Genomic DNA, 14,434 nt, shown 5'->3' with positions numbered 1-14,434 from the left:
ACAAGACGCAATGTCCCATTTTTTGAACGCGGCAACTTCGCCGAATTCACTTCGCGCTGGAGACAACGATGACATCTGAAGCATCGACACTAGAAGTATCGGGAAACAAAACCGCTCAGACCAACCTGTCTCCAAAGGAGATTGTTGCGGAGCTTGTGCGCCGAGCGCGCGCCGCGATGGAGGCTTACGAGAACCACGATCCGGAACGCGTAGACGACGCTGTCCGCGCCCTAGCGTGGTCGATCTATAAGCCCGAAAACGCGAAGTTTCTGGCTGAGATGGCCGTGGAAGATACGGGCTTGGGCAACGTACCCTCCAAGATCATCAAGAACACGCGCAAAACATTCGGGACATTGCGCGACCTGCTTCGGGCCAAAACGGTCGGCGTGATCGAAGAAAATCCAGAACGCGGCATGGTGAAGTATGGCAAGCCAGTCGGCGTCGTTGCCGCTGTTTGCCCCTCGACCAATCCAGCTGCCACGCCCGTCAACAAAGCCATGATGGCGATCAAGGGCGGCAACGCCGTGATCATTGCCCCCTCACCTTCGGGACAGATCACGACAGCCAAGACCGTCGAATTCATGCGCGCCGAGCTGAAGAAGTCCGGCCATCCAGAAGATCTGGTTCAACTCCTCCCTGCCCCCGTCTCGAAGGAGACGACGCAGGAACTCATGAACCAGGTAGACTTGGCCGTCGTCACGGGCTCTCAGAATAACGTCAAGCGGGCCATGCAGTCGGGCACGGTTGCGATCGGCGTCGGCGCCGGCAACGTTCCGGTCATCATCGACTCCACCGCAGACCTCGACGATGCCGCTGAGAAAATCTGCGCATCCAAGATCTTCGACAACTCCACATCATGCTCATCGGAAAACTCGGTCATCATCCTTGATGACATCTACGAGGATGCGATCGCCGCGTTAACCCGGGCCGGGGGCTGGCGCTGCACGAGAGAAGAACGCGACAAGGTTTCTGAAAAGCTATGGATTGATGGCAAGCTCAACCGCCACGTCATCGCGAGGGACCCTGACGTCACCGCGAAGGCCCTTGGCCTGGCTCCAGAGGCTGAACAGTCAAAGTTCTTCATGGTCGAAGAAGACCATATCGACGGCAAGCATACCTTTGCAGATGAGAAGCTTTCGCTGGTCCTCACGGTCTATCGCGCCAAGGACTTTGCCGATGCGAAGCGCATCGTGCACGACGTATTGGAAGTGACCGGCAAGGGCCACTCTGCCGGTATCCATACGAAAAATCTCGACCACGCACGCGAACTGGCGGCGGATACCGATGTCGTGCGCATTCTCGTCAATCAGGCACACACATTTGGAAATGGTGGCGGCTTCAACAACGCCCTGCCGTTCACGCTGTCGATGGGTGGCGGCACCTGGGCCGGCAACACCATCACCGAGAACCTCAACTACCGCCATTTCATCAACATCACCCACCTGGTGACGACCATTCCAGAGGACAAGCCGTCAGAGGAGGAGCTGTTCGGCCCCTACTGGCAGCGCTACGGCAAATAAATAAGAAAGAAGGCCGCAAACAATGAACTTCGAAGAACACGCAGCAAAACCGCTGCTGGCTAACCACGGCATCGCCGTGCCTGCCAGCCGTCTTGCAAAAACTCCAGACGAAGCTGCTGCAGCGGCTTCCGAAATTGGTCCGTGCGTCGTCAAGGCCCAGGTTCCGACAGGCAAGCGCGGTAAGGCTGGCGGCATTAAGCTTGCAGCAAACGCCGACGAGGCCAGAACTCATGCCTCGAACATTATCGGCATGACCATCGGCGGGTGGCCTGTCGAAAAGGTCATGATCGAAGCACAGACGCCAATCGCGCGAGAACTCTATGCTGCGATCGTGAACGACTCCGCCTCCAAAGGCCCCATGCTGCTCTTCTCTCCAATGGGCGGCATGGACGTGGAAGAAGCCGCAGAGGCTGATCCCAACGCGATGCGGCACGTGGTCATTCCGATCGCCGAGGGATTGAGCGAAGCCGCGGCGCGGCAGGCCGTTTCGGGGCTGGACCTGAATGCCGTCGAGGACGACCTGGTCTCAACACTGTTAAAGCTCTATGAGGCCTATCGCGCACTTGACGCAGAGCTTCTCGAAATCAATCCACTGGTGATCACGAAAGATAATCGCGTCATTGCGCTCGATTGTAAGCTCACGGTGGATGACAGTGCTGCGCCGCGCCAACAAGAAATCATCGGTCTGGCCGCCCCTGAGAAATACACCACGCTTGAGGCTGCAGCCGCAGCCGAGGGCCTGAAATACATCGAGCTCGGTGGCTCGGTCGGTGTGCTCGCAAACGGCGCTGGCCTGACGATGACGACGATGGATGCCATCGCGCACTATGGTGGCTCGCCCGCAAACTTCCTTGAGATCGGCGGCGAAGCTTATACGAAGGCAAAAACGGCGCTTTCGATCCTTCTCGAAAACAAGAATATGAAAAGCCTGCTCGTCAATTTCTGCGGCGCATTCGCCCGCACTGACGTCATGGCAGAAGGCGTTGTTTCCGCGTGGTTGGAACTTAAGCCTGACGTTCCGATCTTCTTCACAATTCACGGTACCGGAGAAGATGAAGCCGTAGCACTGGTCAAGGACCGGCTTGGCATCGAACCTTTCGATCTTATGGACGATGCCGTCAAAGCTGCTGTCGCAGCGGCTGCGAACTGACGAGGTGCTGAAATGATCCCACGTAAATCTCATACAATCCTGGTGCAGGGTATTACCGGTAAGCAGGGGACCTTCTGGACCAAGGCGATGCAGGACTACGGCTCTAACGTGGTCGGTGGCGTTAACCCGAAGAAGGCCGGCACCGAGCACCTCGGTGTTCCCGTCTATGCGACAGCCCGCGACGCGGCAAAGGAACGCCCCTTCGACATCTCCGTAATGTTCATTCCGCCAATGCTTGCCAAATCGGCAGCGATCGACGCGTGCGAAGCTGGAACAAAACTGCTTGTCTGCCTCACTGAGCACATCCCTGCGCACGACGTCATGGAAATGCACGTCGCCGCAAAAGCCAATGGAACTCAGATAGTTGGACCGAATACTGCGGGTCTCGTCACGCCAGGCGAATGCTTCGTAGGTATAATGCCCGCATTCAACGAACGTGTCTTCCAACCGGGACGCGTTGGTGTTATTTCGCGCTCCGGTAGCCTCGGAACGCTCGTCAGCTTGAACCTAACGCAGGCCGGCATGGGGCAGTCCGTTTTCTACGGCGTCGGGGGCGACCCGATGATCGGAACGAACTCTGCTCAGGCTCTGCGTATTCTCGATGCGGACGAGAAAACCGATGCCATCGTCTTATGCGGCGAAATTGGTGGCTCCGCTGAAGAAGAAGCTGCCGAATATGCGAGCACAATGAAGAAGCCCGTCGTTGCATTCATCGCGGGTCGCCAATCACCACCAGGCAAGAAGATGGGCCACGCCGGTGCCATCGTTGCCGGGGGCAAGGGTGATTATCCATCCAAACGCGCCGCTTTGGAAAAGGCCGGCGTGGCGGTCGCAGACACGCCAAGCGCGCTCCCCGCGCTCTTGTCGCGTCACTTCGCAGCGGCCTAACACATACAAACGTTTGTCACATCAACCGGGCAATCCGGTGCAACTCGTCAACTGTAGGACAAGGACCATCACCGTGAAAATGACCACCGAAGAAGCCTTCGTGAAAGTGCTGCAGATGCACGGCATCCAGCACGCGTTTGGCATCATCGGTTCCGCGATGATGCCGGTTTCCGATCTATTCCCTCGGGCCGGCATTACGTTTTGGGACTGCGCACACGAAAGCAACGCCGGCATCATGGCTGACGGTTACACCCGCGCAACGGGCAAGATGGCCATGGCCATCGCCCAGAACGGTCCGGGCGTAACGGGATTTGTCACGGCGATTAAGACGGCATACTGGAACCACACACCGATGCTGCTGGTCACGCCGCAGGCGGCCAACAAAACCATCGGCCAAGGTGGCTTCCAGGAAGTCGAACAGATGGCTCTGTTCCGTGACATGGTTTGCTATCAGGAAGAAGTCCGCGATGCCTCTCGCGTTGCGGAAGTTCTGAACCGCGTCATCAGCAAGGCTTGGCGTGGTTCGGCACCGGCACAGATCAACGTGCCGCGTGATTTCTGGACCCAGGTCGTCGACATCGAACTGCCGCAGATCGTGAAGATTGAACGCACGGGCGGTGCAGACAATTCAATCGCCGAAGCAGCAAAGCTTCTCTCCGAAGCGAAGTTCCCCGTCATTCTCTCCGGCGCAGGTGTTGTCCTGGCCGGCGCGATCGACGCATGCAAGACGCTTGCGGAACGCCTCGACGCTCCAGTCTGCAGCAACTACCAGCACAACGACAGCTTCCCCGGTTCGCATCCACTGGCTTGCGGTCCGCTCGGCTACAACGGCTCGAAGGCCGCGATGGAGCTGATCGCAAAAGCGGACGTCGTTCTGGCCCTCGGCACGCGCCTCAATCCTTTCTCCACGCTGCCGGGCTACGGCATCGACTACTGGCCAAAGTCGGCCAAGATCATTCAGGTCGATATCAATGCCGATCGCATTGGCCTGACGAAGAAGGTCACGGTGGGCATCTGCGGCGACGCCAAGAAAGTTGCCGAGCAGATCCTCGAGAAGATGGATGCGTCCGCCGGTAACGCTGGCCGCGAAGAGCGCAAGGCGCTCATCCACCAGACCAAGTCGGCATGGCTGCAGACGTTGTCGAGCATGGACCATGAAGACGATGATCCCGGCACGCACTGGAACGAAGAAGCTCGCAAGCGCGAACCCGAGCACATGTCACCACGCATGGCTTGGCGTGCCATTCAGTCTGCGCTTCCTGCGGATGCGATCGTGTCGTCGGACATCGGCAACAACTGCGCAATCGGCAACGCGTACCCGACGTTTGAAGAGCCGAGAAAGTATCTCGCACCGGGCCTGTTCGGTCCTTGCGGTTACGGCTTCCCGGCGATCCTCGGCGCAAAGATCGGCTGCCCGGATGTTCCTGTGATCGGCTTTGCTGGCGATGGAGCATTTGGCATCTCGATGAACGAGATGACAGCCTGCAGTCGCGAAGATTGGCCGGCCATCACCATGGTAATCTTCCGCAACTACCAATGGGGTGCTGAGAAGCGCAACACCACGCTCTGGTTCGACAACAACTTCGTCGGAACCGAGCTCAGCCGTGAGTGCAGCTATGCACGCATCGCCGATGCTTGCGGGCTCAAGGGTGTTACGGTGAAGACGATGGAAGAACTCTCAGCGGCGCTTAAGGAAGCCGTGCGCGAGCAGATGGAAAATAAGGTGACCACGTTCATCGAAATTCTGCTCAACCAGGAACTTGGCGAACCATTCCGTCGCGATGCGATGAAGAAGCCTGTGAAGGTCGCTGGCATCGAGCCGGGCGACATGCAGTCTGAACAAGTTCTCGCGTCTCTATAAAACACGTCACTAGAAAAGGCTGCGCCGCGACGCACGAGAGGGAAGCAAATGACAACTTCGGAATCGAAGGCCCCCGATCGCGGCCAGCACCATTTTCTTGACATCACACCAAGATGCCCGCGCGAACTCCTCGCGCGGGCTCAACAGATGGGCAAGGCCCGCACAGCCGTGATTTGTGCCGATGCCGCATTGCCGATGATGTCCGTAGAAGGCGCCGTGCGCGCCGGGATATGCGAGCCGATCCTCATCGGCAATCGCGCGCGCATCGAAGCAGAAGCCGCCAAACTTTCCTGGGACATCACCCCATACGAAATCATTGAGGCCGACAGCGAGCAGGACGCTGCGCTTGCCGGCATGCAGCTCGTTCGCGACGGGCGCGCAGATATCGTGATGAAGGGCCAGATTCACACCGACGTTATGATGAAAGCGGTGCTGAATAAGCAGACGGGTATTCGCCGCGACAGCCGCCTCGTACACGTCTTCCACATGACGCCACCACACAGCGACCACCCGATCATTCTGTCGGACGGCGCTGTCAACGTCGCGCCAGATCTTGAGACACGCAAATTGGCTCTTCGAGCCGTCGTCGATGTTGCACATGCCGTCGGCATCGCGAAACCAAAGGTCGCTCTGCTTTCAGCAACCGAAGAACCAATTCCATCGGTGCCTTCAGCACAAGAAGCCCGTGAGCTTAGAGACTGGGCGCGCGAAAACATTTCGGACGCGGCTTTCAGTGGTCCGCTCGCGCTCGACCTCATTTTGTCCAAGACTGCGGCCCAAGCGAAGAACCTCCAAAACGACGAAGTCGCAGGTGCTGCCGACGCAATCGTCGTTCCCGATCTCGTCTCCGGCAACGTACTCTTTAAAGCGCTGGTCTATTTCCGTTCGGCTTGTGCCGCTGGCGTGGTCCTAGGCGGTCTGGTTCCGATCGTTCTGACGAGCCGCGCAGATCCACCGGAAGCGCGCTTGGCCTCTTTAGCCTTGGCATCACTTCTCGCCCCCCCGCGCGCTAAGCCTCAAAAAGAACAGGCGACAGCGGCGGTCTAGAAAACTCACATTTCGTAACAGGATCGACGTTGCACCAGTGTGTTGCACGGGCGGAGCGAACGCACACCTGCATGCATGACCAGTTAAAAGATGTATATTTGATATTGCTTTAACCTTGCCCCCGAAATAACATGCATCATCAATGCATGTTTGCCGGCCAAGCAACTTGGCTACACAGGTCCTGCGGAGGGTCCGCCCGAATGCCGGCAAGACCAGTCGCGGGCGCGATAAGGGAGGAAAGCATGTCGAGGAAATTACTTGGCATGGCGATCGCGGCAATAATCACGACAACCGCAGCCAGCGCGAACGAACAGCGCATTGCGTTCCCCAAAGACTATGCCAGCGATTTCAAAAACTACCTGAGTCTCGACCGCGTACAGAACCCGGATCAGATCATACGACTATTCGCGAACGACCGAGCGCTCAGTGCAGCAAAGGAAGATGGGGTGCTTCCCTCAGGCTCAATTCTGGTTGGTGAAATCTACGCCGCTAAGAAGGACACGCAGGGCAACATAATCACGAGCTCACTAGGACGCCGTATCAAGGACAAATTGTTAGCTGTAGCAGTCATGGAAAAAAGGACGGGATGGGGTTCAGCCTTCCCTGAAGAGTTGAAAAACGGCGACTGGGACTTCGCCATATTCTCCCCCGATGGCAAGCGGCTGAACAAGGATCTCAACAGCTGTCGGGGATGTCATGCCCCCTTAAAAGATACGCAGCACATCTTCTCATTAGAGCACCTCACAAAATAGGCTAGGCGCGTTTTGGAGCAGCACATCACCGCTAGGGATTGAAACATATTAAAGCCAATCCTCGCGGGCCTTTGCCTGTTTTAATCCGTGCAATCTCGCGCGCAGCATCGAGATCGATGACGGAGACATCATCCGAAAACCAATTCGCGATGAACGCTTTGCGTCCATCGTCCGCGACGACAACACCCTCCGGATAATCTCCGATGCGCACGGCGTGTTGCAGTTCAAATCCATCGCGCGCAAAAATCGAAGCCGTGCCTGACTGCTGATTGGCAACCACAATGCGCGCGCCATTTGGAGGCAAACCAATACCGTAAGGAAGTTTGCCGGTCTCCAGATCGCGCAACTTGGCCGGAACGTCCGTGTCGATCACGCTAAGGGTGGAGGCCTGCACGTTCGCAACGTAGGCCTGAGTTTCATCTGAACTAAGCGCAATGGCAAAGGGCGCGCGGCCCACATCAACTGTAGCAGAGACTTGAAGCGTCGACAGATCGATGACGCTCACACTATCGCTCTCACGATTAGCAACGTACGCGAACTGAGCACCCGCAACGATTCCCGCTGGCGACTGCCCCACCGGAATGCGCACAATCTCAGTTCCGGATACCGCATCAATCACGTGAACACAGTGCAAATTCCAATCGCTGATAAGTAGACGATCATCGGCATCCACAGCGATGCCGAAAGGCGTCCCCTTCACCTCAAACGTCTTCTCAACAGTGAGGCGATCGGCATCAAGAACCGTCACCTCACTCCGTTCCGGATGCGTGATGAAGATCCGGCGCATCTTGGCTGACGCCGCAATAGCTGCGGGCGCCGTTGCCACGGATATCGTGTCTGTAACCGCCATCGCCTCAACATCGATAACGCTGATTGAGGAACCGGCCTGGTTGACCACAAAGAGCCGTTCAGAAGACGAAGCGACCGAAGGAAAAGACACCAGTAGGCTAACCACAAAAAGAAGGCCCGTTCGCCACCACGTCACAACGCTGCAGCGCATGATCATTTGCCTGCGGCGACTTTAGCTTTCAAACCCTCGAGCCCCTCGCGGAAAAACGTCTCCATGGCTTTCACGGCAGCTTGATCATTCAGGTTCTCGGGAGGAAAATTACTCGTGTCCGCCCGATAAAATCGTCCGAGCCAAACGACTTCGCTACCGCCGCCATCGCCTGGCTTTACCGACAAGGTCGCCGAGTAAAAGCTTACCGGCAACGCTTCGATATTTTCCTTGGAAAGACGATATCCGTAGGACATCTCTTCGGCATTGTACTCATCCAGTCCATCGACAATGACGCCACCGGACTTAAGGGTCAGAGTACGCTCGGCACCCGGTTTATTGCCCCCAGTGGCCTCTGCTGTTTCGACGCCGGGATGCCAATTAACTATTCCTCCGAAATCGCTGACGACAGCCCAGACGTCCGCGGGCGAACTCTTCAAAACAATCTTTTCTTCGACCTTCTGCGGGGTGGGACCGTGAGCCGATGCGGCCAACGGCCCTAAACACGTCAGGGCACCCAGCAACAGCAAGGACCATCGCATCATTGATCTTCTCTCCGATTTAAATTGGAACACGGGGCATCACATCGCGCTGACGCCATCGGCGCACGCGATCGAGAGCAGGGAGCACCGCGCTGATCAGCAGAAGCAGAATTAGAGCGGCACTCGCAGGGTAGGGACGAATATCCGCAGCGGCTTTGACAGGCCGTGAGCGGCTGACAGCCTGAAGTGACAAGACCAAGTCACGGGTCTCGGCGAGATTGGCATATCCAAGCCCGGTCTGTTCCGCGAGCGTTTCAAGGTAGGCTTCCCGCACCGACGAGAGATGTTCATCACCAGCCGTAGTCGCACCACCCCACGGAGCATTGCGAGGATGATATCCCGGCCGGGAAGAAGCGTCCTTAGGTGGAAGACCGACACGGTTTTCATGAGGAACGTCTTCGCGGCCCCATGTGCCAATCTCCCGACCATCAAAATCAAACTTCGGGATTGGCGATTTCTCGCGCCCGCCAACGCCTACGATCAATCCGCTAACGGTGCCAGGCTCACCATCGAATACCGGACCTCCAGAGGCGGGCAGCGGCGGGGCCTCTTGCCCATCTGTAAAGAACGCAAGATTGGCATCGACACTGCTGGCAATCTCAACTGCTTTGTAAAGACCACGAGACACGTGACTGTCAGCCGCCCACGCCATCCGCCAATCCAGTTGTCGCACGGAGCCATCGAGCGCCGCGTAGTTCGCACACACCTCGGCAGGTTCAAACAGCAGGAAAGACGAGCGTTCCGTAAAAACCCCCAGCCCTAAACGCGAGCCGCAAGGCAGACTCGTCAACAAGCGCCGGACGGCGGCCTGCGACGCTTCAAGACGGCTTCCGGCGCGCCCGTCTACGTTCATATCGCGCGTATTCATACTGCCGGTGATGTCGAACACAGCCACAACATCGAGAACCGGTCTAACAAGCTCAACACGCGGAACAAAAAGCGCCGCAAGCGCTAGTAGCCAAGCCGCACCTGTCAGCCAGAACCGGATATCCCGAAGCGCCATCTTGATCACGGTAGGCCTCTTGGAATTCCGGGAAGGTCCGTCCAAACGCGCTTGGATTCACCTTCGGCGTCCTCGTCTTCACTGAAATCCGGCTGCGGAAAATCACGCACGAGCCGCATAGCAACATCCAGATTGTATTTGTAATCCCAATTCTCCGGCCGAACGCCGAGAGCCTTCCGGTAGTCATCCTTGGCGAGCCGCACGAGAGGGATCGCATGATCAAGGTCCCGCTTTTCAATCGCATGAAAGGCGAGACGAATGCGGGCATTCGCCAGATTGTAGAGTGCATCTGCTTGAGCGGCTGGCTTCATATGCGGTACGGCTTCATCAAGAAGACTTTGCGCTTCATCCAGCCGATCCCGGAATAGGAGAAAATGGAGGCGCGCCATCACAACCTCCGAAGACGCGTAAACGGGATCGACAGCGACATCCTCTCCCGCCACCAAAGCTCTCACCGTTGCATTGCTAGCGCGCTTTTCGAGGTAGCGTCCCCCCGCATACGTGAATGCAATGCTACTGGCAGCCAGCACCGCTATGATGATGATGCCTCTGGACGGTAGAAATCGCGGCCGCTCATCGGAAAGACGCTCTGTACGCCCAGCACTCGCAGAGTCACTTAGCGTTGTTGCGCGCATCATGCAGTTCCTCGGAATTGACCAATCACCAAGATCACAGGGCGCAACCACCGACGCGTCTTAAGCATCTCAAACATTCGCCCCCTTCCAAGTTCGCGCGATACCCACTTCGCAAAGCTTGGCCAAAAGCAAAATCGCGAGGCACACCGCAGCGATCGCGTAGGCCCAATGCGCGAGGTCCGTTTGAGGAACACGCTCGACATAACGGATAGGTTCGCGCTCGAGCTTATCGATCTCCGCAATGGCATCAGCCACGGATTGCGGGTTATCCGCCTCAAAGGCTCGGTAGGGTGCGCCAAGCGTCAGGAAGAATTTGTGCAGGTGCCGCTCGGGCAGTGCTTGCGGAGTATCCTCTTCTCCCTGCCGAGGTTCTTCGTAGATCCCTCGACTGCCTTCCGTGCGCAGATAGAGCCAATAAAGATTGATCCGTCGTTTACTGAAGCCCTGCCGCAAAAGTTCCTGAACTTTACGGTCGATAACCGCAGCGCCATCGGACACAAGCACGATGGCACGCGAAGCTGCAGCCGGATCAGCCTCATGTGTTGCCAATGACAAAGCCAAACCCCGGCCGACATCTGTGAACGCAAGCCCAGGACGATCGATTGCACGAATGGCGGCGAGGACGGCTTCCTTGTGATCCGTAATCGGAAGCACAAGAAACGGCGCCGTGGAAAACGCCGCGACCCCGAACCGGTCATGCGCACGCTTCTGAATAAAATCTTCGAGCAGAACCCGCGCCGCCGTGGACTTCGACATTTCGTCCCCAGTCGGCTGACGGCCAGCAAACGTCTGATCCATGCTACTTGACCGATCGATCAAGAGAACAATATGCGCTCCAGTCCCAACGCGTTCGATACTCGTCCCGCGAACATGGAGCCCCGCCAATCCCAAAACCAAACCGAGAAGGCTCAAACTTAGGAGCGCACGAAGCCCCCAGTCGACCGCGGTTGAAAGCCAATCTGGATCCATAAAATCAAGCGACGCATAATCGTGAGTACGCTGGCTGAGCCAAACCAGAGGCACCAATGCCAATGGCAGCGCCAACAGAAACAGAGGGTGAGCAAAGGCCAGGTTCATGCCACCGCCCTCTCGCACTCGCTCATAGACGTGGCAAAGGTCGCTAGATCCGAGAGTGTTAGCTCAGCGCGACTCCCCAACATATCGTCCGCGAAAAACGCCCGCCGGGACGTCTGAAAAAAACGCTCGATATCAGGTCGCAAAGACTCAAATTCCGGACGCGCAACCAAAAAACTATCGAGGTCCTCCGCCAGCACGCGTCGTTGCGAGGCTTCATCAAACGCGCGGTGCAAAGCAAGAAGTGCGAGCCTATAGTTAGCCGACTGCGCCGCCTTTGCTGCTTCTCGACGCACGGTACGCATCGCCTGAGTGAAGGGCCTGCGACGACGACGGTGAAATGGCCACAGGGCCAGATGATGGGCAAGCAACAACAGGGCAACGACTGCGGTCACCCCGGCAATCGCCATACTGGTGCGTTCAAGAGTCGTGGAACTTAAAGAGACCGGAGCATCAGCACGCAACAACTTTGCCGGACCACCCTCTCCGTTTTTCTCCGGCATGATTTCACGGAGAGGCGATGAAATGAACGACCAGGACGGAACAACTGCCAGCGTGCTCTCCCTCTCGGGTCGAAGGACCCGAAACCTGATCGCGGGAATTTCCAGCTTACGCGGCTCGAGCGGTGCATAGAATGTTTGGTATGCGAGCCGTATCCGATAATGCTTCCGCACGCCTCGAACATACTCATCAACGTCAACCGACTTCAATTCTAGCCAGTAATTGAGCGGCCCTGGTCGCGGAATGCTCGCAGGATCAATCTTGGCGTCGTCGGCCACTGCCACGTCGGCATCTCGCGTGAGCACATCCCCGATGAAATAGCCAACGGAACGTGGCTCGACAACATGAACGGTAGGCGTGTCAGCGCGCGCCACACCGTTCCCCAAAACTAAAAACAAGGCCCCTGCAAGAACACGAAGGATCATATGCCACCCCCTGCGAAGTAGGTGGCCAAGCGATCCCAATCGATCACATCTGTGATCTCAAAAGGCTCTCGGCCATGACGGCTTGCGATTGCACGCAAACGCCCACGACGGTCTGCATCCACGCGACACCAACGCGTCTTAAGCGACGGGCGCATCGCAACAAGTCGCCGACGCCCTGTCTCAACATCCCGAAGCGCCAAAAGTCCCCAATTCGGCAATCCTTCAACTTCAGCGGAGTCGCGCAAAAGAATTGGAACCACGTCGTGAGGGCTAAGCGCAGCGAAAACATCCTCCATTTCTTGAGAGGACATCTGGAAATCTGAAATCAGGATGACCAGCTTGCGACGGCCCGCAATCAATTCAGATGCCCGGATCAATCCCTCAACGCCCCGGCGGTTAGGTGTAAGCCCGCGCAGTTCTGCCGCGAACTCAACCTCGCCCGCCCGCGCGCGCGTGGCGCGTTGAAAGAGTTCGCCGTGCACGTCGCTGTCACAAGCAATAATTCCGAACGCATCACCAATGCGACGGGCAGAGGCTGCAAGAACCGATACGAGATCCGCAGCAAGAGAAATCTTGCTCGTATGCCCGACGACACCCATCGAGCCCGTAACATCTACCAACGCATACGCGGTAATCGCGCTGTTCTGCTCAAAGCGGCGAACTCGCAACGCCTCCAGCGGATCGCGGGCACTCGCACGCAAATCGATGCGACGCGGATCTGGGTTATCCAACAACGACACGTGGTCTTTGAATAGTCCGCCTGTCCCACCTTGGCGTGATCGGTGAGCGCCGGCACGCACAGCGCTACTCCGCCAAGCCAAGCGGAAAGGTATATCAACGGCAGGAGGCATCGCTCCGACTGAATTCCCGCGATCGTTGATCATGCGCCATCCGAAGGGGCCGCAACTGTTTCAAAAAGGGCGTCACAGAGCCCTCTGACAAGGGCATCCCGGCGCAACTCGTAGACTGGATCGAGGAAGATCCGATGCGCCATCGTCTCCACAAAGACATCGCGAAGATCCTCCGGAACAACCATCGAGCGTCCAGCAAGCCACGCCGCAACACGTGCAGCGCGCAGCAGATAACTGACACCGCGAGGGCTCGCGCCCCCTTGAACAAAGCGCGCCATGTCGACACCGGGTATCGAAATTCCCGCTGTCTGCGGATAACGAACGGCTTGCCAAAGATCGAGCACATAGCGCTCCAGGGCTGCACTCGTATGCACGCTATGTTGGATGGCCTTCGCAACAGCACCAAGTTGTACGTGATCCAGAATTGCCTCTGGAACCGTTGCAACCAACGCGTCCGCATCATGATATTTGGAATCAAACGCGAGCTGCCTGCGTGTCTCTAAATCCTGCGGCGCTTCGATACCAATCTCCATAAGAAACCGGTCCCGTGCGGCTGCAGGCAACTCGAATGTTTCCTCGCGTTCAATACGGTTGCGATCGGCAAAAACCTGAAGATGCGGCAATGGGTATTCGCGATTGAATGCGGTGACGCTGCGCTCTGCCATCAAGCGGAGTAGAAGCGAGTGCACCTGCGGACGGGCGCGATTGATCTCATTGAAAAAGAAGACCGCAAGATCTGATCCGTGACGCAGCACGGGACCAGGTTCAACTCTCGGGCGCCCGTCTTCAGCAAGGTAGGTGTGATAGACAAAGTCCGCGGGCATAAGATCGATAGTGCCTTCGATGCGTTCGTACGCACCCCCCATTCCTCGGGCCGCCGCGCGTAGAAGCGTCGTCTTTCCGACGCCGACATCGCCTTCAAGCAGAACGTGACCACGTGCAAACACCGCGATGGTCATCAAATGCAATGCGCGCTTTTGCCCAGCAATCACCTGGCCAAGTTCGCGCTCAAAGGACCGAGCACGCTCGCGCCAGTGCGCCAAGTCCACTGTTGCAAACTCCGAAGGAGATGGCGCTGCCGGCCGGCCTATGCGTTCAACTGACATTCCTGCTCCTGGAGTAACACGCGGCCACTCCGGTCACAGCTCATCATATCCTCCACGAGAACCCTAGGAGAGCACTGAAGAG

General features: G+C 57.4%; 14 protein-coding genes. 6 read left to right on the top strand and 8 right to left on the bottom strand.

The genetic code is table 11. The features are described from left to right. The first annotated feature begins 68 nt into the window (after window positions 1-68). The 6 genes from sauS to BLS30_RS15205 all read left to right on the top strand — a co-directional run bounded on the left by sauS (window position 69) and on the right by BLS30_RS15205 (window position 7,218). The gene (sauS, locus tag BLS30_RS15230) at window positions 69-1,520 is read left to right on the top strand and encodes an acylating sulfoacetaldehyde dehydrogenase (RefSeq protein WP_090230023.1); all 1,452 of its coding nucleotides are present in this window, start codon (window positions 69-71) and stop codon (window positions 1,518-1,520) included. A 22-nt stretch (window positions 1,521-1,542) separates the two neighbouring features. Continuing rightward, window positions 1,543-2,670, top strand: coding sequence for a succinate--CoA ligase subunit beta (locus tag BLS30_RS15225; RefSeq protein WP_046478400.1), 1,128 nt, complete (start codon window positions 1,543-1,545; stop codon window positions 2,668-2,670). Between the two features lie 12 nt (window positions 2,671-2,682). Beyond that, window positions 2,683-3,558 carry a succinate--CoA ligase subunit alpha gene (sucD, locus tag BLS30_RS15220; protein ID WP_046478399.1) on the top strand — a complete coding sequence of 292 codons (876 nt, stop codon included), beginning with the start codon at window positions 2,683-2,685 and terminating at the stop codon, window positions 3,556-3,558. Window positions 3,559-3,631: 73 nt separating this feature from the next. Next, complete coding sequence (gene xsc / locus BLS30_RS15215) at window positions 3,632-5,419, top strand: sulfoacetaldehyde acetyltransferase (protein ID WP_046478398.1); 1,788 nt, start codon at window positions 3,632-3,634, stop codon at window positions 5,417-5,419. Window positions 5,420-5,467: 48 nt separating this feature from the next. Continuing rightward, window positions 5,468-6,466: a phosphate acyltransferase gene (locus tag BLS30_RS15210; RefSeq protein ID WP_210184049.1), complete on the top strand. Its 999-nt coding sequence runs from the start codon at window positions 5,468-5,470 to the stop codon at window positions 6,464-6,466. Window positions 6,467-6,708: 242 nt separating this feature from the next. Next, entirely contained in the window at window positions 6,709-7,218 is a 510-nt protein-coding gene (locus tag BLS30_RS15205; RefSeq protein ID WP_170832491.1) for a cytochrome P460 family protein, read from the top strand. A 31-nt stretch (window positions 7,219-7,249) separates the two neighbouring features. Here BLS30_RS15205 and BLS30_RS15200 read toward each other — a convergent pair whose 3' ends face one another. From BLS30_RS15200 to BLS30_RS15165, 8 genes are all read right to left on the bottom strand, one after another. Continuing rightward, complete coding sequence (locus BLS30_RS15200; protein WP_170832490.1) at window positions 7,250-8,218, bottom strand: YncE family protein; 969 nt, start codon at window positions 8,216-8,218, stop codon at window positions 7,250-7,252. Between the two features lie 2 nt (window positions 8,219-8,220). Next, window positions 8,221-8,760, bottom strand: coding sequence for an SRPBCC family protein (locus BLS30_RS15195; protein ID WP_342027549.1), 540 nt, complete (start codon window positions 8,758-8,760; stop codon window positions 8,221-8,223). A gap of 16 nt (window positions 8,761-8,776) precedes the next feature. After that, window positions 8,777-9,760 carry a vWA domain-containing protein gene (locus tag BLS30_RS15190; protein WP_090230316.1) on the bottom strand — a complete coding sequence of 328 codons (984 nt, stop codon included), beginning with the start codon at window positions 9,758-9,760 and terminating at the stop codon, window positions 8,777-8,779. Window positions 9,761-9,765: 5 nt separating this feature from the next. After that, window positions 9,766-10,398, bottom strand: a complete 633-nt coding sequence (locus BLS30_RS15185) for a hypothetical protein (protein ID WP_139165371.1) — start codon at window positions 10,396-10,398, stop codon at window positions 9,766-9,768. A gap of 66 nt (window positions 10,399-10,464) precedes the next feature. Beyond that, window positions 10,465-11,472 carry a vWA domain-containing protein gene (locus tag BLS30_RS15180; protein WP_090230012.1) on the bottom strand — a complete coding sequence of 336 codons (1,008 nt, stop codon included), beginning with the start codon at window positions 11,470-11,472 and terminating at the stop codon, window positions 10,465-10,467. Further along, a complete protein-coding gene (locus tag BLS30_RS15175) occupies window positions 11,469-12,395 on the bottom strand; it encodes a hypothetical protein (protein WP_090230010.1) in 927 nt (308 codons plus the stop codon). The genes BLS30_RS15180 and BLS30_RS15175 overlap by 4 nt, the downstream gene beginning before the upstream one ends. After that, on the bottom strand, window positions 12,392-13,279 hold the full coding sequence (locus tag BLS30_RS15170) for a DUF58 domain-containing protein (RefSeq protein WP_244512470.1): 888 nt from the start codon (window positions 13,277-13,279) through the stop codon (window positions 12,392-12,394). The genes BLS30_RS15175 and BLS30_RS15170 overlap by 4 nt, the downstream gene beginning before the upstream one ends. Continuing rightward, on the bottom strand, window positions 13,276-14,352 hold the full coding sequence (locus BLS30_RS15165; RefSeq protein WP_090230008.1) for an AAA family ATPase: 1,077 nt from the start codon (window positions 14,350-14,352) through the stop codon (window positions 13,276-13,278). Before BLS30_RS15165 ends, BLS30_RS15170 begins: the two co-directional genes overlap by 4 nt. Window positions 14,353-14,434 lie beyond the last annotated feature (82 nt).

Origin of the sequence: Filomicrobium insigne (assembly GCF_900104305.1) — a bacterium.
Lineage (GTDB): Bacteria > Pseudomonadota > Alphaproteobacteria > Rhizobiales > Hyphomicrobiaceae > Filomicrobium > Filomicrobium insigne.
This window is presented reverse-complemented; position numbering and strand designations above follow the sequence as displayed.